The organism is Bdellovibrio bacteriovorus, from assembly GCF_041888015.1.
Classification (GTDB): Bacteria; Bdellovibrionota; Bdellovibrionia; order Bdellovibrionales; family Bdellovibrionaceae; genus Bdellovibrio.
This window is the reverse complement of sequence record NZ_CP168968.1, coordinates 3184874-3206524: the sequence shown is the minus strand read 5'-3', so window position 1 is coordinate 3206524 and position 21651 is coordinate 3184874. Positions and strand designations below refer to the sequence as shown.

Below are 21651 nucleotides of genomic sequence, written 5' to 3'. Positions count from 1 at the left end.
TAGGCCTTATTAGAGGTGTGGATTATGGCTTTCAAAGCGGCTTTATTGCTTTCGACGGTGCTTATGGGGCTGGTTTCCAGCCCGGTGGTGGCTCGGGCTCAGGCTGTCGTCAATCCGACCTTGCAGCAGATTTGTGAGATCATTGGGGATGATTCCAAAGTTTTGATTCTGGCAGACACCAATCATCATAGTCCCGAGCTGCGTGATACACTTGGTCTTAAACTTAGTACTTTAAAAGTTGCTGATGAACGCTTCGATTGTCTTTTTTTGGAAGAAGATCGAAGAATGCAGCCTGCGGTGGACCGGTATTTCCAAGACGGTCGCAGTGGGTTTGAAGCTGTCTTAAATTACAAAGCATCTCTTCTAAAAAGAGATCTCGGATCCATGTACTATCCAGGTTCTGAGAGCCATATGTCTTTGACCGAAGGGCTGATGCAAAAAGCGAAAGAGGCGGGTATTCAGGTCATCGCAGCCGATCTGGATTTTTCTGGTGCTTTGGGAAAACGCAGTCACCAACTACAGCGTCAGATGGCGGAAAGTAATTCTCGTGAACTGTTGCTGAAAGGCGATGATATTATTCTTTCGGAAAGAAACCGACAGTTTGCTCAAATGATTAAAATGCACAGTGGTCGTTGTCAGCGCTCTGTTATTTATATTGGCTTGGCTCATCTTCAGGAGAAAAATCACAAGCCTGTTATTTCATTGCCTCGCGCGATCTATGAGGCGACAGGCCTGGAATCAAATATGGCATCTGTGGAGCAATATGATTGCGAGAAGCCTGCTAAAAGTGCGCTCAAGAAGTTATACTGCATGCAAGCTGCCCGAATGATCAAAGTCATTTATGAACAGACGGGAGTAAACTTCCTGGCGCCGTTGCAATTTGTTTTAACAGGCGAAGATGGGAATCCCTAACTAAGCGACTTCTTTTTTATCCAGATACTTGCGTTCGAACCAGAATGTGCCTGCAGGCAGAACTGAGGAAACGAAAGCAAGAAGTCTGGTTTTCATCGGCCAGTTCAATTCACCGGCAATGAAGTTTGCCATTAATACGTAGCCAATGAACAGGAAGCCATGGATCGGTCCGAGTGCTTTTACCATGGCAGGGTTGCCAGCCATGTACTTTACCGGCATGGCGATCAAAAGAAGAGCCAGGAAAGAAGCCCCTTCGAGCCAGCCTAGAATACGGAATGCTTGAATCATTTATCACCTCTCAACACGGGGTTGAAATACTCACTTTTGTTCTATTATGCAGCCTAAAAGTACGTCTTTGGGCGCAACATATTACTGCATCTGGCTAGAACTCAATCTTTTAAACGACTTGCTGCCCATTGGCGACGAATCCTGCAGCCTCCGTCAGTCCGGAAAGAACCGAGTGGAAGTGGGATTGTGTCTGCAGCCGTTGGGCCCCGAAGCGTTTTTCAAACTCTTTCTGAATGAAAGGAACCTTCGCGGTGCCTCCGGTCAGACATACCAGATCTACCTGATCGGCGGTGATGTTGGCGTCTTTCAGGCACTGGTCCAACGAGGTAAAGATATTCTGACGGGTGTCTTCCGCCCATTCCACAAACAACTTGCTGGTGAAATGTTCTTGAATCTCAAGACCCGGATAATCAAAGGCAAAGTCAGTCTCATCGGAATTGGACAATGCTCGTTTGGTTTTCTCGATGTTTTCAAAGAAGGGGAAGATCTGCTGGTCTTCGATCAGGATAAACAATCTTTCCACCGCCGAAGCGTCTTTCTCGGTCAAAGAGCACTTCTTCACCTCGCGAATGAACTCGTAAGTGTCTTTTTCTTTCAAGTGAACGATGTGGGCCGGGTGGTTCAGGCGCAAGGTCACACCCTTGGGCATTGTCATCACATTGCTTCCCATCGGCAGGCGATAGCGGGACTTGGCGCCGAAGTATTCATTGAGCTTGTGACTCATAAACACGCTATCCAGGGCATCGCCTGCAAGAGGACATCCATCAATTGCCAGAACGTCGTCTTTGGAAAAGCCCGAAGGGCGAAGTTTGATCAGAGTAAAATCCGACGTTCCCCCGCCGAAGTCCCCAATCAAAACAATTTTTTCTGAGGTCAGTTCGCGGCGATAGTCGAAGGCGGCGGCCAGAGGTTCCGGGACAAAATGCACTTCCTTGAACCCCGCAAAGGCGGCGGCCTTCTGCATGCGATGAAGAGCAAAGCCATCGGCCACCGAGTCCATGGAATAGCGGGCCGGACGACCGATCACAGCCTTTTCAACGGAGGTGTCTAAAGTTTGTTCAGCTCTTTTTTTCAGTTCCAACAGGAAGGTGCCGATCATGCTTTCCAAAGTCAGAATACGATTGTCGAGAACTGTTCCCAAATAGTTCTGATTTGGCAGATGGGATTTGAAGGATCTGAACAGGCGGCCTTCCATATCTTGTTCAATATATTGCTCAATAGCTTCAGAGCCATAGTAACAAAGATCCGGATTCGGGAAATACAGCAGGGTGCGCATCATCGTAGGATCGCTGGCTTTTTTGTCCAACGTGAGGGCTTCATAGCGCTTTCCCTGATGATAGGCGCCGACTAAAGAGTTGCTGGTCCCAAAATCAATGGAGAGATAGGTGTCTGTGCTCATAGGGTTACAAGCATATCATGGCACCATATTTCACAGGTAACTATTTTCGGCACCGGAATTTTCATCTTTTCAAGAGCTTCCTAAATATCCCGCAAGTTACGATGGAGTTGCTATTCTTGCCCTTGTCTTTAGGTTAGGAGTTTAAATATGACAGGGAAACATATTAAAATACCTACACTGATTTTCGCTCTGTTGGCTCTAGCAGCCTGCGGAAATATGAATGTTGGTGTGACTTCATTTGAAGCGAACCCTCAGGGCTCGCCTTATGGGCAGCAGGTGGCTCAAGGACCTGCGCAACAAGCGGATCTGGGCAGCAGTGGCTACTATGGCTATGAAGAAGCCATGGATACTTACGAAGAAGTCGTACAGGAAGCCATCTCTCCAGTTAAAGAGAAGAAAGACGTCAAACCTGCGGCTCCGGTAGGAGTTCTCGCTCCGGCCAAGACAAGCTCTACCAAGACGGAAGCTGAACCTGTCAAAGAGACAGAGGAAAAAGCGCCAGAGAAATCTGCTGAAGTTGCAGAAGAGAAGACAGAGCCTAAAAAAGAAGAGCCTGTTCTTTCCAAAACTCCCAATGCTCCTCGTAGTGAGATCGTTGGGCCCGGTGTTTTGAAACCAACAGTTTATTTCTTTGTGATTTTGAATGAAGATAAAAATGGCTGTAAGGCCGATACGAAAAGAACAATGCATGGTGCTGGCAGCAAACCTCTGTTGAAGGTTTGTCCGAAGACGGCGGCAGCGTGTGCATTGCAGGGGTCCTGTGGCATTATTCAAAAAGGACAATTGCATACGTTCAATATTATTGGTCGCTTCGATGGCCAGGACCGTTATTTTGAAATTCCAGATGATGGCTGCCGCTTCGGTTACGGCGTGAACAGCAGTTGCCTTGATCCTTTCTATACCTTGGCGGCGGATTTAACGATCTACAAACCGGGTGAAGTGATCTTTGTTCCGGCAGTTGTGGGTTTGGAGCTTCCAGATGGAAGCAAGCACAACGGTTACTTTGTTATTCGTGACAAGGGCCGGGGCATCAAGGGACTGGGACGCTTTGACTTCTTCTCCGGTCACTATAGCTGGTATGATTCTCAGAATCCGTTTAAGAAAGTCGGTTTGGGTGATGTGAACACCAACATCCCTTACTACAGAATCAAAGGGGAGGCGGCGAAAAAAGTTTTGGCCTCTCGAGCCTTCCCAAGCCTGCCACCCAATGCGGTGACAGAATAAAAAAAAGCCCGGTTTGTTGCCGGGCTTTTTTTATCTAGATATTTGTTTGTTGCTGTTGTTGAGAAGCCTGCATCTGTACCGGACTTCCTCCCTGCACCTGGGCAGCCGCCGCTTGTGCCATCTGCGCCACAGTCATCTGGGCTTGTTGAGCCTGCTGATGGTAGTAGTTGAGTTTGGCCACGTACTCTTTCAGGGCGCCGTTTTCCTGCTTTAGAACTCCCAACTGAGTCAGGGCCTGTTGCAGATGACTGTAGTAGTCCTGAGCTTCCAGAGCTTTTTTATCCAAAGCCAGCTTCATTTCCACGATTTTGGTTTCAGCCACAGACATCAGATTCTTAAGGACATCGTTTTGCTGTTGGGCTGAGGCCTCCACTTCGCTGAAGGCGGTAGAGATCTTTTCGATCTCTTCGTTCAAGGAAGCAACAGTCTCGTCTCTTTGAGTGACAGAGGCTTGAAGCTCCTCAACGTTATGCTGCAGGTTCTGACGTTCTTCTTTCAGGCCGTGGATTTCTTTTTCGAACTGCTCGCGCTGTTCTTCCCAAAGTTCTTGTTCTTTGGCGAAAGCGCTTTTGGCTTTCATCAGTTCCATCGCCGTTTCGTCTTTGAGGGCCTGATTCAGTTCCAGGTCTCTTTGCAGTTGCTTGTTCTTTTCAAACAGAGCCTGGCTGTATTTCTTTTCTTCGCTTTGCATTTGCAAGGCGCGGGCTTTAAGACCCTGAATTTCTAATTGAAGCTGAAGGCTCAACTCCAAAGATTTTGCCAGATCACCACTAAGCTTGGTGTTGTTAGAACGTTCTGCAATTAATTGGTTCGCCAATTGTTGCAGTTGTGCGTCCAACGTTTCAGCTCCGTAAGACACGTTCTCCAGAGATTTGATCTTCTCGCGAAGTTCTTCCTGGCTGCCTTTCAGGTCTGAATGGAATTTCTTCATTTGAACCTGCATTTGTTCATACTTTGGTGGAGGCGGGACTAGACCCTCTTCAGGGTTGGTGCCCAGCTCGTTAAGTTTGCTGCAGATCTCATCAAAAAGTTTTTCGTGCTCAGGAACGGAGTTCGTCATAGACTTCATTGTGAGGCACAGACGGAAGTCAAGTCATCGAAATTTATTGACATCAGTCCAGCCTCTCGATTTAGGTCCAGTGTTGAATAGTCATGATGTGGGAGAGTAAAAATGAGTATCCAAAAGTCTTTGCAGTTTGCGATGGCTGTTTTAATGACGATGACTTGCGTAAGTACAGCTTATGGTCAACAGGAAATGGGCCTGCTAAGTGACATCAAGCCGCCGCAACAGTCTTCAGAATATATCTTCCGCTCTTCCCCAAAAGAATCACTTATCAGTGTGCAGTTGTTGGGGGCCGTGTATAAGCCAGGGATCTATTACATTCCGGCAAATACGGAGCTGCTAAAGCTTCTGACCTTGGCCGGCGGGACCACAAACGGTGGGGACCTTTCTGAGGTTTTGGTTCGCAAGTCCGAGCCGAAATCCTGGTCCGATCTGAAAATGAAGGCGATTAACGAATACCAAGGGGCTTACGAAGTTGATGCCGAAAAAATCATCAAGTACGGCGGAGGCAAGAATCTAAAGTTGGGTCAGGATGACTTTGTCTATGTGCCGCCACGCACTCCTTGGATCAGCAATGAGGCTTCTCGCGGGATCACAATTGTCTCTGTGGTTTTGGGAATCGTGCTAACTGGTCTTCTTATTGATAAAAACAGCGGGAAGTAGAGATGGTGGGGGCCCGCGACGGTCGAATCTTATTTTTGATCAAAGCCCTTGTGGCCCTGCTGTTTATTTCCAAGATTTCTTTGGGAAGCTTTCTGCTTCCTGTTCCTTACAGTTTTTCCTATCTGATTTTCCAGCAGGGGCTTCATCCTTACGTGAATGTGTTTTTGTGCTTTCTGCTGGGGCTTCCGCTGGCTCTATTGTGGCTGAAGGTGCGCGACCGTCATCATCTTAGCGGGTTCTATAAGCTTTTCGTCTTTCTGCTGATGTTGACCCTGATTGTGCAAACTCTTTTACAGATCAGCTATGTGAACACTGAAGAATCCCCCGTTATGCAGGTGGGCGCTTTGTTGGTGTCGCTGTTTATGGTGGTTGTGTATGGCGTCCTGATCCCGAGCCTTTGGGATGTCCGGGACTTCATGCGCTTTGTGCAGAAATGGTCCGGCATTTTGGTGTTGATGTCTCTTATCTTATGGGTGGCGGCTGGCGGTGCTGTCTTTAAGGGTGGGCGTTTTGTTGGGGTCTTTAAACATATTCCGCACATGGTGACTTGTGCGACAGTGGCCTTTGTTTTTTCCTTGGGGACTTTGCTTGATGACAGCAAAATGAAACATAAGGTTTGGGATGTGCTGGTGCTGGGTGGAAGCTTTCTGGCGATCATCCTGACGGGAACTCGTTCGTCAGCGGCGGCTGCTTTGATGGCTTTTGTTGTCACGATGGTTTTGCATAAAACCGCCAGCAATCAGGGGCGGATCTTTAAATTTTCTTTTTTGTCTTTGCTGGTGACGTTCACCTTGTTCTTCGGAAATCAGGTTTATGATTTCGCACGCGGAATTGCGACGGGACAAAGCTCTTTGGGAACTCGCGAGGCGCAGGATGGTATTGCTTCCCGCTGGGAAGAAGTCGAACGGGGCAGTCAGATTTTCCTGGAAGAACCTTGGCTGGGCCACGGACTTCTTTCCAAGTTTGCAGCGGGCAACGAAGTGGATGTTTCCAACTACAACGCTATGAAGGACCCGCACAATATCTTTATCTCTGCCGGGGTGATCGGGGGTTGGCCACTTCTTGTGTTGGCTGGCATTTCTTTAATTTTGATGATTGTCGGTTCTTTCAAGGCGCTTTTGAGTTTTGACATCTCCAAACGGCAAGTCGCCATCTATTTACTGTCCCATATTCCTATCCTCATTATCTATCACATACACTTGTCCATAGGAGGCATGGCCGACCGTCTTTACTGGATGGTCTTTGGCTTTATTGCAGCGTCAGTCTCCCGGACAGGGAAGAAATGAAAGGTTTTGGATACGGCTTTGCAGAGTTGGGAATCAACTGTGTTGAGATCTTCCTTCGCCTGCATCTGCTGGTTTTCTATACTCAGGAAGTCGGACTTAGTTCCTCGTGGGCCGGGCTGGCCTTGGGGCTTTCTATTTTCTGGGATGCACTGATTGACCCCTTGATTGGCTATTACTCGGACCGTGTGCGTTTCCGTCGGGGAGAGCGGTATTCATTTCTGCCCTGGGGGTTGGTGTTTCTGTCAGTCTCGATCATGGGGCTGTTGAATCCACCTCCCATGACTTCGATGACGTCGAAGTTCTTCTATCTTCTGGCTTTTTCGTTGTTGGTGAACACTGCCTATACTTGTTTAAGTGTGCCCTATTCTGCTTTGGTGGGTGATCTTGCCAAAGACTCTGCCGAGCGCTCGCGCCTGATCGGCTGGCGTTTGGCATTTGGTAATCTAGGGGCGATTTTTGGTATCGCGGTTCCAGGATATTTTTTGATTGCCCGGGATTCCAAGCCTTACGCACAAACAGCGTGGATGATTGTGGGTCTGCTATGTATTGGCACTTTGGTGTCTTGGCTGACGGCAGTGAAATACAATCGTCCTGTGGTTGAAGGAAGAGCTGCCGCGAAATTTTCCATGTGGCAACCTTTGCAAAATAGAAATTTTGCGCCGCTTTTGCTGGCGTACTTTGTTGCCAATATCGGACTGACTTTTAATTCGTCTGTAGCTTTGTATTTCTACCGGGAAGCACTGGAATTTACCGAGACGGAAATCACCGCTGTTCTTTTGTTGTTTCTGTTGGCTTTTACCTTGTCGATTCCCGGCTGGCTGTACCTGATCAAATATGTGCCGAAGAGCCGGGCCTTGATGTGGGGTGTATTTCTGCTCGGGATGGTCAGTTGCTTCATATATCCGATTCTGCCGGTCGCTCAAGTGGGGTGGGCCTTGTTGTGGGCCTCTTTAGTGGGAGGCACTCTGGTGGGCTCTGCGGTGCTTTTAGAATCATTGCTGACGGATATTGTAAAAGCCGAAGAAGATCGCACGGGGCACGACGAGCTGGGACTCTATTTTGGCGTGTGGAAAATGGTCGGTAAAATCTCTCGGGGCTTGGCATTGGCTGTTACAGGACAACTGCTGACCTGGGCGCTGACCAACGAGGTGGAAACCACGCATTTTCGACTGAGTCTCGCTTTTGGTCCTCTGGTGGGTGGTCTTTTCATTCTGGCGGTTTTACTGCTGTGGAAGTTGTCAATTGGGCGCCCTGCCGTGAAGTAATTTCAAACTCTTAATCCTCATTGCACATTAAACACAGGCCAAGCTCAAAAAACGGTGGCACAACCAATGCTTACGGACTGGTAGATGAAAAGGTGGGGAAATATGAGTGATCAGCATATGGAACCGGAACTCACGGTAGGCGAAATTATCAAACTGTACTTATCTCATTGGCGGATGTTTGCCGTCTTTACGGCCGTGCTGTTTGCTATCAGTGTTCTTGTTTACATCATTAAAATTCCGTTTGTGGCTAATTCCACGATTGTTATTCACGATTCCCAGAACTCGTCCTTGCAGGCGTTTTCCAATCAGTTCTATGGGCTTTCAAAGTCTGTTCAAGAGTCAAAAAAGGGCAGCAGTGTCTTATCCAAACACATTGAATACCTTAAGACCCGTGAGTTCTATGAGACCCTTTTAAAGCGGGTTGAAGAGCGTGGAAACAGCCAGGAAATCACTCTGGAAGAACGTAAAGGCTTTGAGATCTTCCGCGACAAGTATTTGAAGGACTTGGAAGGCAACCCCGAAGGCCGGGTTCAATTATTGCAAGTGCTTAATGCTTGGACTCGAATCAATCTGGATTCAGATTTCGAGATCCGTGTGGCAGCGGTGACCCCGGTGAAGTCCATGTCGCTGTTCCTTTCGAACACGGCTTCGGAGCTGGCAGCAGATATGCTGAAAAAACGGGAGCTTGCAGAAATCAACCGTGTGGAAGATTTCATGGCTAAGCAAAAAGTCGATGCCGATCAGAAGTTGGTGGCCTTCGGGAAGCAACTGGCTGATATGCAGAATAAAGATGAAAACCTTTTGCCTTTGGCCTCCAAAGACAAAATGGGTGATTACGTGTCCGACCTTCTGGTTCGATCCAATGAGATCAAACTGAAGATGGCGGAAAACAAAAAGATGATCGACTACCTTCAAGCAGGACGTGGGAAGCAGAAGGAAAGTGCCCTTTATGGTGTAGGTGGTCGCATTGAAGCATTGAAAATTGAAAATAACATCCTGGCCGGCAAGCTCGGTCAGGTGCAGGCCTCTATTGCCCGCTTGAAGAAGGAAGTAAAGGACCTTCCTTTCGCGGCACAAATGGTGGATGACCTGAAGAAAAAGTCCGAGCTGGAGTTCAATCGTTATAAGGAATTGAGCACGGCTTTGACCAAATTGGATGCGATGAAAATTTCCATTGATACTCGCTTTGAAGTATTGGAGCGGGCTCGTTGGGAGACGACATTGCCACAGATCGGACTTTTAAGTCTGGGGCTGTTGTCATTGCTATTAAGTCAGTTCGTGGGCTCGCTGGTAATTTATTTCCGTTACCTGTGGAACCCGCATGTGGTGACGGCACAAGCGTCCCGCAACCTGGTTATTTTCGACAACCACTCCGTGGATCCACGAGTGATTATCGAGAATTCCAAGATTAAGTTTAGTTTGAAGAAACCGGAAGCCAAGAAGGATGAAGTTAACGAGGACGAACAGCAGAAGATGGCATGGAACGTTCTTAATGTCGGTCAAGGGACCGATGTTTCTCAGTAGGTGACTATGAAGAAAATTGTTTTCGGGGGTATGATTTTACTATCTGCGACTTCCCTGGTGGGGTGTGGAAGTCAGATTGGCAGCAGTGTTCGTCAGGCAGTGACGGTCAACCAAGAGGCTAAAAACCTGGTTGAATGGGAAAACTCTGAAGCCAACCCGGAGGCATTGTTCGCCAACTGGCGCCACGACTTCATGGTGGATTCAACCAAGCGTGAAGCCATGAAGGAAGAGCTGTGCGGGGAGCTGAACAAGCTCGATGGGCAGTCTTTGACAATCTTTGAAAATGAAATCCGTGACGAAAACAACCGTGCCTTGGTCAGCTCTTGTAAAGAGGAGCTTCTGCAAAAGGTGGATGCTCACTTTGATAAAGAACGTGAGACGTTGGATGTTCCTGGTCACGCCCTGAAGGCGGTTTATTCCGGAAATAGCTTCCAGTTCCCGACGAACATTCAAAAGCGTGATACGGCTAATGGCTACTTCGCTGTGACTGGTGATGTGGCTCGCAAAGAAGTGATCATCACATTTGATGATGGTCCAAACGGTCAATACACGGATGCAATCCTACGTGCGTTCAAAGAAGTGAATGCCAAAGCGATCTTCTTCCACATGGGTAAGGCCGTTCGTGCAAACCCGGATATGGTAAAACGTGTCGCAGCTGACGGTCACTCTATCGGAACACACTCGACAACACATGCGTGTTTGGGCAGCAGTTCGGCTTGTCGTAAAACCAATGGTCGTAACCTGACATTTGATGAAGCGGTGGCTGAGATCAAAGGTGGTCATCAGGCGGTTTATGATGCTATCGGTTGGGTGGACCCTTTCTTCCGCTTCCCGTATGGTGAAGGTTCTCCGGAGCTTAAGAATTTCCTGAAGAACAACTCTACGGGTGAATTCTTCTGGTCTATCGACAGTAATGACTGGAGAGCTCAAACAAATGAAAATCTGTTGCGCACCACCATCGCTGAAATTGAAAAGCGTGGTCGTGGACAGGTTCTTTTCCATGATATCCAAAGGAAAACGGCAGAAATTATGCCTCAGTTCCTGCGTGAGCTTTACAACCGTGGCTACAGTATTGTACTACTTCAGCCCGCAGATATGTCTGCGAGATACAACAGCAAGCTGGTTAAGAAAAGACTGCCATAGTTTTAAAAGTTCATGAGAAAAACAGATATTGATCGTCCTTCAACCTGGAAGCCCTATAAAACAGGGATGTGCAACGGCTGCTTCGGTGGCTGCTGCACAATGCCGGTTGAAATCAAACTCTCGGACCTCATCCGCCTTGGTGTTGCCACCGAGGATGAGGCCCAAACCTCCATCAAAAAACTAGCAAAGCGACTGATGAAAGAAGGCGTTATTGTCTCGTATCGTTCTGGGACAGAGTTTTTTATGCTTTCTCAGAAGGCCAACCGGGACTGCCTTTATCTGGATTCTAAAACGCGCCTGTGTACGGTCTATGAGAAGCGTCCCGACACCTGCCGCCAGTTTCCCTCTATTGGGCCCCGTCCGGGGTTCTGCCCAGGCTGATTGTCGAAAATTCTGACAGGGGTGTGCTCTTGTTCGGCCCTGTCTCAGCATGGGGCGTGTCAAGGCTGGTATATTCGCTCTGAAGTGGCACAAGCACTGCTCTTACATCTAGTAAGAACAGGAGGCCCTTATGAGCTTCACAGACAAAAAACTCGAAATCGCGATCGCAGGCTTTGCCCTTCTTATGATTGGCGGGATGGGTTATCTGTTGAAGTCCCCTGTTCAAAACGCCATCAGCGAAATGGAAGTGATCTACGAGATGCCTCGTCCGAAATCCATTTTGGCGGCGTTGTTTGATCTGGGTGATCGTGAGATCTCCCGTGATTATAAGAATCCATTTGCTAAGAAAAAAGACGATGCTAAAAAAGTCGATGCGAAAACAGCGGCTCCTCAGCAGACTCCGGCAAAAGCTGTAGCGAAGAAGACGGATTCAAAGAAGTCTCCAACACCAATTAAGAAGCCTTCTGTGGAAGTGAATGTGGTCGATGCGGCCCCGGCTTCTGGCTTGAAATCTGACGACATCACGGTGGGTGATGGCAACGGTCAGCAGAACTATCAGCAGGATACAAATAAAACCAACACAGCAAATACCACTGAAAAAAAGAACACTCTTTCCGGTGATCAGTGGAGAGCCTTACTGCAAGCGCAACCAACCAAAGAAAACGTGGACAAGCTTATTGCGGCTTACAGTGAGAAAGAAGTGGATGATCAGACTTTCTATACAATCGTGACTGAGCTTCTTCGCAGCAATAAAACCGAAACTCAAGATCTGGGCTTGGTAGCTTTGAAAGGTGCCTACAGCGAAAAGAGCTTCGCAGTGGCATCTCAGTATTACGATCAACTGGCTCCGGAAGTACAGACCAAGGTTCATGCTTATATGCTGAGCTATGCAGTTTCCGGTCGCATGGGTATCTTGATGTCGGTTTTGAAAAGTAACAATGCAGAGCTGGTGACGGCGGCAACTCAAGTGGTGATGGAAGGTTATGTGGCGGCCAAAGCAGGGACGTCTTTGATGGATCCTCGTGGTTCCCGCGGTGATGTGGTTATCAACTCAGTTGATGGTTATGCGAAGTTTATCCCAGTCTTTCAACAGTTGGCACAAAGTCAGGACAGTGAAATTGCAAGTATGGCTTCTGCAGCTTTGAGTCAAATCCAAACCGCAGCGGTTGCGGCTCTTTAAAACTGGACAGGTCTGCCTGTTTTCGATCAGAATAAGCCCATATTTATGGGCTTATTTCATTTCTGGCGAAACACAATTCTGATTCTTCTTTTGGCGACGACGGCTCCGGTCTTGGCGGCCACGGATCTGCCACGAAATTTGGATTCTGGTGATCAAATTCGCGCTCTGCAAATTCTGGGATTTGGTTCGGCCTCCAAGATTTTGGATAACCCTTATCCCTTGGGTGGATATACGGGAATTGAAGTGGGACTTTCTTCAGAATTTATTCCCACGGAAGATCTGGCCAGCTTGGGCAGTAAGACCGATGACAAAGGGGAGTTTAACTTTTACACCCTGACCGTCGGCAAAGGTCTTTACTACAATATTGATACTTTGTTTTATTTCACCCCCACCATTCAGGGAGAGAAAATGCAGAACTACGGCGCTCAGGTGCGCTGGGGTTTCTATGAAGCCAGTTTCTTTCCTCTGAGTCTGACAGCGATGCTTTACGGTGGCGGCGCCAGTTTTTCCAATCTGATCAATGTGTCCACGATGGGGCTGGATCTGATAGCGACTGTGGCTATGGATCGTTTGGCTATTTATACGGGCTTTGGACGTATTCGTGCCAATGGGACTTTCATTGGAGGAGCTGACGGTATCACGGCTGATCAGAACACAGTTACTCGCGATGTCGTTGAAGATCATGCCGTCTTTGGAATCAATATCGACATTGCCAAGATGTTCTTAGCAATGCAAATTGACCGCTATGCTGACTCTGTCTATAGCGCCAAGGTCGGATTCCGCTTCTAGATCAGTTTTTATTTTTGAGCTTTTTCGATAAGTTTGGTCGTGGATTTTCCATCCACGAATTGCAAGGACATGACTTTCCCGCCGTAGGACATGACAAATGGGGCGCCGACGATGGAATCGATTTTCCAGTCGCCGCCTTTGACCAGGATATCAGGCTTTACTTTGTGAATCAGATTTTCCGGAGTGTCTTCGGTAAAGATCACCGTGAAATTCACAGCTCCCAGAGCTGCCAGAATTTCTGCACGGTCGTTTTCGACCTGCACCGGGCGGGTAGGACCCTTCAGGCGTTTTACGCTGGCGTCGGAGTTTACTCCCACCACCAGAACATCACCCAGGCGCTGAGCTTCCTGCAGGTAACGGACGTGGCCTACGTGCAGAAGGTCGAAGCAGCCATTGGTGAAAACGATTTTTTTACCTTGAGAGCGGATAGCGGCCAGAGTTTCCTCGATATTGTCGAATGTGCAAACCTGGCCCATAGAGTCTCTTATGCTTTCTTGTAAAGCTGTGCACCAGTGACAGTGCCTGCGAAGTCTTTATTAAATAGAACGGATAGAAGTGGCATTACAACAAAACCTGTTGCGATCACGATCAAACTGCGGGCAACAACTTTCAAAGAATAAGCGGCCTTGTTCAATTCTTCCGGTTTGCCGACTCTTTGATCGAAGGCCCACTCACCCGGAGTGCAGCCAACAAAGATACGGTTCACCGTCAGATAGATGAACGCCACACCTGCAAACAGACAGAACGTGGAAAGATAGATCATGCCTTGTGCATCTGGATTGGTCAGGTTGCCGATCAAGTCCACTTTGGTGATGACCAAAAGAATGATCATGCAAAGAAGGCTGGCCGCGATAACCAACATTCCATCCAAAAGGGCTGCGGAGAAGCTCCACGTTGTTTTTTTGAATTCTTCCTTGGTCGCAGCGCCTGTGATTTTTTGAGGAGCTTTGTTCAAATCCAAACGACGATTCTTTTGCAGAGTCTTCAGGATTTCATCGACCGCCGTGGATGGAGCCGCGCCATCGCCGCCAACTTCAGTCAATGAGCCTGGCGCTGGAGGAACTGGAGATGCTTTTTTGCGTGGAAGTGGCGGACGAAGAGGATCTGTAGAGGCTTCTTCAATAAGCTCTAGACCTTTGTCCTTAAGAACCGGGCTGACGGAGAATGCCTCAGCTTTATCCTGAGTGGACGCATTGTTTTGTTTTTTCTTGTGAAAACCCAAACCATCCGTGAGGGGCTTAAACTCAAATTCCTCGAAAGGATCCATTCCCTCTCCTTTCAACACATCAGATCAAAGTCATACTTTAGGACGGAGACCAAGGTCATGCAAGCCGTTTCAACTCGCAGAACTTGGGGCCCTAAGGTGACTGGATGAAGGCCTAGTTTTTGGAATTCCTCAACCTCGCGGTGAGAGAAACCACCCTCGCTGCCCACGATAATCCAGATATCTTTGATCCCTTGAGGACGGTCAGATTTAACTTTGGTGACATAATCCTTGATGCTTAGAGTCGCCGGACCCTCATAAGCAAATAGACCCACACCGGACCCATTCTGGTTAATTAAATCCGAGATCTTTTCAAACGGGATGGCCGGATGAATCTTCATCAGGTCGCCACGGCCACTTTGCTGAGTGGCGGATTTGACGATCTTGTCCCAACGGTCGGTTTTATTGTCGGACAGTTTTTCACCCTTTCTCAGGAAGCTGAATTCCGAGAAGAACGGGTGGATGCTGGAAACGCCCAGTTCCACAGCCTTTTCCATAATGGCATCCATCACCGGGAAGCGGGACAGGGAAAGGACCAGGTGCATGTGAGGCTCTTTCAGGGCGGGGATATCGCGAGTTTCAAGAATCTGCGCTGTGGCAGTTTTCTTGGTCACTTGAGTGACTTCAACAAAGTAAGCTTTGCTATCTTCAGTCAGCACTTCGAACTTGGATCCCACTTCCTGACGGCAAACATCGAAGATGTGGTGAAACACATCTCCGGTGAAGTTCACCTGGTCTTGAAAGAGATCCTTTTTGTCGATCCAGTAACGTCTCATGATTGAACCCAGTAACCAACCCATTCGTCTTTCTCAAGACGACGGATGACGGTCAGGCCGGAACCTTCCAGGAACTTTTCGAAGAAGTGGTTGTCACGTTCTTCCAGAATACCCGTCAGCAGCATGTGGCCGCCCGGCTTCAGAACGCGCATAAGATCCTTTTTGATATTAATCAGAACGCCGTCGATGATGTTGGCAACAACCACGTCATACTGTTCGCGCAGGTCTTCAATCAAAGACTCTGGGATGGAGATTTGTTCCACCTTGTTGAGTTTGATATTTTCGCGCGCGACACGGCGGGCTTCAGGGTCAATTTCGATACCAGTGACAAGGCCCATACCAGCCATCTCTGCCAGCATCGCCAAAATGGCGGTGCCCGTGCCGACATCCAACATTGTCCAATCACCAATCTGACCTTTGTACTTTTCAGCCAGCTTATGAATGAAGAACGCCATCATCTGAGTGGTCGCATGAGTGCCTGTCCCGAAAGCCATGCCCGGATCAATATAGATCGGATGTTTGCACTCTGGAGGAGGTGTTAGCCAGGAAGGAACAACCCAGAAGTCGCCCACAAGTTTGAAAGGTTTGAAGCCCTTCTTCCATTCTTCCAACCAGTCTTTGGTTTCTTCTTCATGGATGTGCCACTTGATGCTTTCGTTAAGCTCAATCAAGCCATCAAAGAAATTGCAACCCGGCCGTTCTGGGAAGAATACATCCAGTTCGTGGGCGCGCACGTGAAGAATTTGAGGATCATAAGTCAGATCAGGTTGTGTGAAAGGCAATGCTTCTGTGACGCCAGAGGCGCCACATTCGAAGCAGTGGGTAGTGATGATGTCTTCAAGTTCAGCAGGAACCTGACTTAGGCGGATACGGAAGTAGGAATTTGTGTCACTCATTCCGAGTGGTGTAATCAGAAACCACCGATTTTTCAAGCTTTTCTGCGGTTTGCAGGGAGGCTTGAACCACCGTTGAAGCCGCCGCCGGAGGGTTTGCAGAAACTACAGGGTTGGCAGTCTGGGTGGGGGCTGGCGTCGTGATAATCTGGGGCTGAACCACAGTCACAGTCGGGGAGGCTGGGGTGGCCGGGACTTCGGCTTCAGCAACCTTGCGGCGTTTTGGCTTGGAGGTATCGATAAAAGAGCCCCCCAGGTCAATGCGATCACCGGTCATAATGCCGATTTGCTCCAGCATCGGCAGTTCATCGCGGGAAAGCAGGGTGAATTCGCGGGCTACGGCCACGCGGTCATAGATGGCTATAATTTTAAGCTGTCCCACCGGAACCATGATTTCACCAACGGCGTTGGCGCCACTGGCATCGCGGATGTTGATTTTTCGAACAGCAGTGACCACCAGATTCTTTTTCAATCCAGAGCCGGGGGTGACATTGATGTAGAAGTCTTTGTAGACGGTGTCGTCTTCAGACAGGGTGATGTTTCTGCGCACATCCACCACTGACATATCTGCGGCTTTGGACTCTGTCGTGAGACCGAAAAGAAGCATGAATATAAGCATCATAAGAAAACCCTTCCATGGTTTTAGCTAGTATCTATATCGGCTGTCTTATTTTGAAACTTGAGGCCTCTGGACTTTGGTGTGAACCAAAGCCCTTAATTGGAAACGATCGCGCCCTGAACAGAGCTATAGACCTTGTAAGACTTGTCTTCAGTGGTTTGTTCAATGCCGGACATATAGTTACCCACGGTACTTTGCACGTGATAAGTCACGCCACCACCAGTGGCGGTGCCAGTCTGAGTGGAACCTGAAACCAAGCCCGTAGTTTTCGCGGGATCTTGAAACTTGATCGGCGAGTTTTCAGAAATTTGCTCCAGCGATGCTTCCATCGAGCACCCTGTGGCAAGAATCATTAGTGAAGCCAGTACGATCCATTTCACGTGCAACCTCCGCACAAGTTACTTATCGGCTGGAAGCCGGAACTCTTTGAGTTTTCTCATTTTGAGATCGGATATATTTCATTAGATCTTCATTCTGCTGGCGTAGATCCTCATTTTGCTTTTGTAAGGCAGTCATCTGCGTTTCCAGATTGGAAATGCGGCTGTCATGATTCGTGAGGATCGCTTTGAACTTATGATAAAGCTCCTGCACAGCACTGGTGATGGGGGCGATCATGTTCATGTAAGAGACCGACTTGATGCCATTTTTGTTCTGGTCCACAACATGCGGGTAGATCTGTTCCAACTCCTGGGCGATAAAGCCCATTTGCAGACGAGGATCCGCGGCTTGGTCTTTCCAGTGATACGAGGAAGGTTTCAACTGAAGGATTTTTTCAAGGCTGTCTTCAAGAAGATGGATGTCTTTTTTCAGGCGGATGTCTGATGCGCCGTTAACCGTACCAGCGGTGGTCAGGTTGCCTGCCGCAGATAGACTCATCTTAGAGGAGATAGCTCCACCATTTTTGGTCAGAAATTCGATGCTGCCGCCTTCGATTTCGTTTCCGATATTTAACTGAGCACTACCGCCGGTGGGGATTCCCATATAAGCGCTGCGAGTGTTGGGGCTGGCTGTGCGGGCGAAGAACTGAATATAAGTGTGATCCCCAGTGCCTGGTTTCAAATTCAGGATTCCCATCCCACTGGAGCCGGTTTCTCCCAGAGTCAATACGCCTGACGCATCCAAAGACATCAGCATCTGTCCTGAACCTAGATTGCCTTTATAGAAATTCAGGCGACGGGAAGTTCCAAACTCATTCACAATGTGGAAGTTATTGGTGACGGTAGCATCGCTGCCCATCTGGAAAGAAGAGTAAGCCGTATTCCCCGCACCCGAACTGCCTATATGCACATTGGCCAGTGGTGAAGCAGTGTTAAATCCAGTGGGTCCTGCAAAATAGTTCTTGGCCGTGCTGCTGGCTTGATAGACGCTGTATCGGTTTGTCACGGTGCCGCCCGTTACCGGGGCTTCCAGCAGGAGATCATACATAGTGCCGATGGTTCCAGTTTGGAGGCGAGGCAAGACATGCAACCCGATGGCAGTGTTTGTGGTGGGGGAATTACCGGCTTCGAAACCTTCATGTCCATACAAGAAGCTTGCGGCTCTTAGGTCTGTGACTGTCCCCGCATCCGTATTGCCAGCGTAACGATTGCGGGTCGCCGCTGTATACAGTGCCTCATTGGTGCTGGTGACTGTAACACCCGAGGGAACATTCGGCACAACAATGCTGACCGTCGCATGGGTTGAGAGGGTGGAGTTGGCAGCCGGATTGAAGCGCTGATAGACTCCACTGCCTGTCAGGTTGCCGGAGGTTTCGGTATTGTTGCGTAAAACCGCCATCTGGGTTTCAGTCGGGATGACTGCATAGGATGCAGGGAATGGTGTAAGATCCCCGATGATTGTTCCGCCCTTGACTTGGAAGTTCGTGACGGGGCTGGTCGCGTTGATTCCCACTTTTCCGTCAGCCTTGATGGTCATCCAGCGATTGACTCCCATCATGTCAGTAAAGTGCAGGTCTGCGGAGGTGGTATTTGTAAAGTCAGTTCCGGACTCAATATAATTGGCCCCGTTTTGAGTCAGAATGCGCAGAGTGGACGGATTGGCCACGGATTTGTCCTGCAGGCGAATATCTGTAGCGCCCGTACCAGCCACCATGAAACTTCCCGTCGGGGATGTTTCGTTGATACCGACTGCACCGTTTGAAAGGATCGTCAGTCGAGGAGACCCACTGGTTTCCAAGGTCAGAGAGTTGGCGTCGTTGGTTCCCAGAACTGCGGCAGCTCCAAAACTATTGCCTCCATTGGCAAAGATTCCAGATGAAGAATAGGTCGTGCATCCCATAACACCCGAGGCGTTGAAGGTGATCATTTGGCCCACGCCGCAAGTGAATGGAATGATACTGGCTCCGGTGCCATCAGAAGCCAGCAGGCGATTGGGCGTAATAGAAGTAGCACCGGTACCGCCTTTATTGACGGGAACTGCTGACGGGAAATTGGCGGGATCTGCACTGATTGTTCCTGAGGACACCGCGATTCCCGAGCCTATTTGCACAACCCCACGAGCCCCTGTTGTCGCTGGGTCCACAGAAATCACAGGAGTTGTAGTTCCAGTGGCCACTTGCACTGGGGCAGTTCCAGAAACGCTGGTGACTGTTCCGACCGTGGGGGAAGCCCACTTCAGACCTGAAGCTGTCGCTGTATCAACAGTCAGAACTTGTCCGTTCGAGCCAACTGGCAAACGAATGTTATTGCTGGTATCTCGGGTTAGGATATCACCTTTGGTTGTCAGAGGAGAAAGCGCATTAAATGCACCGAGGACTGTTGTTGCTCCCGTTCCACCATTTGCAACAGGCAAAGTGCTTGTGACTTCGGATGCCAGATTGATGGCAGCTCCATTGGCGGCAGCAGTCAGACGACCTTGGGCATCGACGGTGATATTTGCTCGCGTATAAGATCCGGCAGCAACTGTTGTATTCGCCAGAGAAATAGTTCCGGTCGTACTGATCGGACCACCACTTAAGCCGGTGCCAGTTGCGATGTTGGTAACGGTGCCACCGGAAGAAGTATCGGTATCGTTGGCACATTCCCAACGATTGTTCGCAGAAACCCACTTCAAAACTTGGCCATCTGTACAAGCGGTGTTGTTTGGGCGATAGATAAAGTATTTTCCTACGGCATTGCCGACATCACCCACATCCAAAGTCACAGCGCCGGTGCGGCCCGCAACGCTGGTCACAGGAAAGGCGATCGCAGCATTGGCAGCTGCAGTCAGGCGTCCTTGTGCATCGACAGTGAAAGTGCCTACCTGAGTTGTTGAACCATAGGAATTTGCAGATACAGAAGTGTTGGCCAAAGAGATGGTTCCGGTGGTGCTGATCGGACCACCGTTGAGTCCGGTGCCCGTGACGATATTCGTAACTGTACCTCCGGAGGAGGTGTCGGTGTCATTGGCACATTCCCAGCGATTATTTGCAGCAATCCATTTCAGAACTTGTCCGTCACCGCAGGCCGCGTTGTTTGGTCGATAGGTTAGATATTTTCCAGCGGCACTTCCGATATCACCAGCATCCAAGGTGACAGCTCCGGTACGACCGGCAACGGTGGTTACTGGGAACGCGATAGAAGCATTGTTTGCCGCCGTCAAACGGCCTTGGGCATCGACCGTAAAGGTGGCGACTTGAGTTGGCGAGCCATAAGAGTTCGCCGTCACCGTTGTATTCGCCAAAGAAATTGTTCCTGCGGTAGAGATTGGTCCACCGGAAAGACCTGTGCCTGTGGCGATGTTGGTGACGGTGCCGCCTGAGTTTGCATCATTGTCAGCGGCTGGAGCCCATTTAGAGCCATCATATTTTAAGATCTGGCCCGTGGTTAAACCGGTTGTATCAACTGGAACACCTTTGATTTTATTCAGCGAGGTAGCGCCGATGGTACCACCGATATCGCCTGCGACAGAAACATTGATGGCCTGACAATTAAAGCCGCCCACCGCATTCCAGTACATGGTTTGATGTGGACCACAGCCTGCGTTTGCGACGGCGTCACTGAATTCAGCATCGGTCATGTAGCTATTCAGTGTTGTATTGAGTCCATTGATATCGGCTGTTCCGATTTGTGCAGACAGCCACTGGGTTCCGTTGAATTTCAAAAAATGTCCGTTCGTGGGAACGGCGTTGGAAACAGCAGTTCCTTGAAGCGCCACCACGCTTGGGTTTGGATAAGCTCCACTCAAGTCACCTCCGGCGGTGCCAGAAGGAGTGCGGGCGTCACTTAGGCGGGGGTCGTTACCTGCAGCCACGGTATTGGCGGTATTTCCCACCTGCAAAGTCAGTTGCGGAGTGCTGGTTCCATTTGTGATGGTGATGTATCCATTGGCGGAGGAAACATCCGAAACTGTGCCCCCATTTGCGCCGGTGACCCCGGCACAAATTAAGGCGGTGCCATTCCACTTCAGGAAGGTGCCATCCGGACAGGTCGGCAACGTGTCCCTAAGCACGAAGTCTTCGGCTTTGTTTTGTCCCAGTTTTTCTGACGACAAGGCATAGGCAGCATAGGGAACGGTGCGAATTTCATTGGATGGAGAGATGACTTTCCATCCGGAGCCGTCATGGAACTGTACTTTTAAAAGACGGAAGTCCCCGGCCTGAGCTGGATAGGTGGAGTTGCCATAACAGCTATGTGTTTTGCTGTTGTTGAAAGCATCCAGCAAAGTGAACAGAGGATCAGTGGGAAACAGCTTCGTTCCCGAACCAATGGGTACATCAAAGACCCCGGCGGAATTGAGCATGTTGATACCGTCTTTTTGTTCTCGATAGATGACGCAACCACCATTAGGGCTGGTGATCTCAAATAGGAAGCTGACGCTACTGTTTTCTAAAGGCTGGCCGTTGGATTTAATGATCCGTCCCTGATAGGTCAGGGAATTAGGAGAGGCCTCTGCCGAAAAAGCAAAGAGCCATGAGAGTAATACAAACAAATACGTTCCGTTTCTCATGCTTATCTTATCGGTTGTTTGGGGGGAGAAATAGAGCTAAATCGTCGAATCTCTAC

Annotated in this window: 20 protein-coding genes; 10 read left to right on the top strand and 10 right to left on the bottom strand. The window is 49.1% G+C overall.

From position 1 onward, the window contains the following. The first annotated feature begins 24 nt into the window (after positions 1 to 24). Positions 25 to 912, top strand: a complete 888-nt coding sequence (locus ACES2G_RS15255; protein ID WP_374000664.1) for a hypothetical protein — start codon at positions 25 to 27, stop codon at positions 910 to 912. On the opposite strand, the gene ACES2G_RS15250 is transcribed toward ACES2G_RS15255, so the two are convergent. Together ACES2G_RS15250 and ACES2G_RS15245 are read right to left on the bottom strand one after the other, a co-directional pair. After that, on the bottom strand, positions 913 to 1200 hold the full coding sequence (locus ACES2G_RS15250) for a DUF3817 domain-containing protein (protein WP_347359752.1): 288 nt from the start codon (positions 1198 to 1200) through the stop codon (positions 913 to 915). A 109-nt stretch (positions 1201 to 1309) separates the two neighbouring features. Beyond that, on the bottom strand, positions 1310 to 2599 hold the full coding sequence (locus tag ACES2G_RS15245) for an Hsp70 family protein (protein WP_374000663.1): 1290 nt from the start codon (positions 2597 to 2599) through the stop codon (positions 1310 to 1312). Between the two features lie 147 nt (positions 2600 to 2746). On the opposite strand from ACES2G_RS15245, the gene ACES2G_RS15240 reads away from it, so the two are divergent. Further along, positions 2747 to 3823, top strand: coding sequence for a 3D domain-containing protein (locus tag ACES2G_RS15240; protein ID WP_374000661.1), 1077 nt, complete (start codon positions 2747 to 2749; stop codon positions 3821 to 3823). 34 nt (positions 3824 to 3857) lie between these two features. Here ACES2G_RS15240 and ACES2G_RS15235 read toward each other — a convergent pair whose 3' ends face one another. Then, a complete protein-coding gene (locus ACES2G_RS15235) occupies positions 3858 to 4883 on the bottom strand; it encodes a hypothetical protein (protein ID WP_374000660.1) in 1026 nt (341 codons plus the stop codon). A 111-nt stretch (positions 4884 to 4994) separates the two neighbouring features. On the opposite strand from ACES2G_RS15235, the gene ACES2G_RS15230 reads away from it, so the two are divergent. From ACES2G_RS15230 to ACES2G_RS15195, 8 genes are all read left to right on the top strand, one after another. Next, complete coding sequence (locus tag ACES2G_RS15230; RefSeq protein WP_374000659.1) at positions 4995 to 5549, top strand: SLBB domain-containing protein; 555 nt, start codon at positions 4995 to 4997, stop codon at positions 5547 to 5549. Between the two features lie 35 nt (positions 5550 to 5584). Then, positions 5585 to 6835 (top strand): O-antigen ligase family protein, encoded by a 1251-nt coding sequence (locus ACES2G_RS15225; RefSeq protein ID WP_374000658.1) that lies wholly within the window; start codon positions 5585 to 5587, stop codon positions 6833 to 6835. Beyond that, positions 6832 to 8100 carry an MFS transporter gene (locus ACES2G_RS15220; protein WP_347358648.1) on the top strand — a complete coding sequence of 423 codons (1269 nt, stop codon included), beginning with the start codon at positions 6832 to 6834 and terminating at the stop codon, positions 8098 to 8100. The genes ACES2G_RS15225 and ACES2G_RS15220 overlap by 4 nt, the downstream gene beginning before the upstream one ends. A gap of 102 nt (positions 8101 to 8202) precedes the next feature. Further along, positions 8203 to 9624, top strand: a complete 1422-nt coding sequence (locus ACES2G_RS15215; RefSeq protein WP_347358647.1) for a hypothetical protein — start codon at positions 8203 to 8205, stop codon at positions 9622 to 9624. 6 nt (positions 9625 to 9630) lie between these two features. Continuing rightward, positions 9631 to 10767, top strand: coding sequence for a polysaccharide deacetylase family protein (locus tag ACES2G_RS15210; protein ID WP_347358646.1), 1137 nt, complete (start codon positions 9631 to 9633; stop codon positions 10765 to 10767). A gap of 12 nt (positions 10768 to 10779) precedes the next feature. Next, positions 10780 to 11148 (top strand): YkgJ family cysteine cluster protein, encoded by a 369-nt coding sequence (locus ACES2G_RS15205; protein WP_347358645.1) that lies wholly within the window; start codon positions 10780 to 10782, stop codon positions 11146 to 11148. A 130-nt stretch (positions 11149 to 11278) separates the two neighbouring features. Then, positions 11279 to 12328, top strand: a complete 1050-nt coding sequence (locus ACES2G_RS15200; RefSeq protein ID WP_347358644.1) for a hypothetical protein — start codon at positions 11279 to 11281, stop codon at positions 12326 to 12328. 45 nt (positions 12329 to 12373) lie between these two features. After that, positions 12374 to 13117 (top strand): hypothetical protein, encoded by a 744-nt coding sequence (locus ACES2G_RS15195; RefSeq protein ID WP_347358643.1) that lies wholly within the window; start codon positions 12374 to 12376, stop codon positions 13115 to 13117. Between the two features lie 8 nt (positions 13118 to 13125). Here the strand turns inward: ACES2G_RS15195 and rfaE2 are convergent, their stop codons facing one another. The 7 genes from rfaE2 to ACES2G_RS15160 form a co-directional block, all read right to left on the bottom strand. Continuing rightward, entirely contained in the window at positions 13126 to 13593 is a 468-nt protein-coding gene (rfaE2, locus tag ACES2G_RS15190) for a D-glycero-beta-D-manno-heptose 1-phosphate adenylyltransferase (protein ID WP_374000657.1), read from the bottom strand. Between the two features lie 8 nt (positions 13594 to 13601). Then, the gene (locus tag ACES2G_RS15185) at positions 13602 to 14384 is read right to left on the bottom strand and encodes an RDD family protein (RefSeq protein ID WP_347358642.1); all 783 of its coding nucleotides are present in this window, start codon (positions 14382 to 14384) and stop codon (positions 13602 to 13604) included. Positions 14385 to 14395: 11 nt separating this feature from the next. Next, positions 14396 to 15157 (bottom strand): 16S rRNA (uracil(1498)-N(3))-methyltransferase, encoded by a 762-nt coding sequence (locus ACES2G_RS15180; protein WP_374000656.1) that lies wholly within the window; start codon positions 15155 to 15157, stop codon positions 14396 to 14398. Beyond that, positions 15154 to 16053, bottom strand: a complete 900-nt coding sequence (locus ACES2G_RS15175) for a 50S ribosomal protein L11 methyltransferase (protein WP_347358640.1) — start codon at positions 16051 to 16053, stop codon at positions 15154 to 15156. Before ACES2G_RS15175 ends, ACES2G_RS15180 begins: the two co-directional genes overlap by 4 nt. After that, a complete protein-coding gene (locus tag ACES2G_RS15170; RefSeq protein WP_347358639.1) occupies positions 16046 to 16672 on the bottom strand; it encodes a hypothetical protein in 627 nt (208 codons plus the stop codon). The genes ACES2G_RS15175 and ACES2G_RS15170 overlap by 8 nt, the downstream gene beginning before the upstream one ends. A gap of 92 nt (positions 16673 to 16764) precedes the next feature. Then, on the bottom strand, positions 16765 to 17049 hold the full coding sequence (locus ACES2G_RS15165; protein WP_347358638.1) for a hypothetical protein: 285 nt from the start codon (positions 17047 to 17049) through the stop codon (positions 16765 to 16767). Positions 17050 to 17071: 22 nt separating this feature from the next. After that, a complete protein-coding gene (locus ACES2G_RS15160; protein ID WP_374000655.1) occupies positions 17072 to 21595 on the bottom strand; it encodes a tail fiber domain-containing protein in 4524 nt (1507 codons plus the stop codon). Between the last annotated feature and the right edge of the window lie 56 nt (positions 21596 to 21651).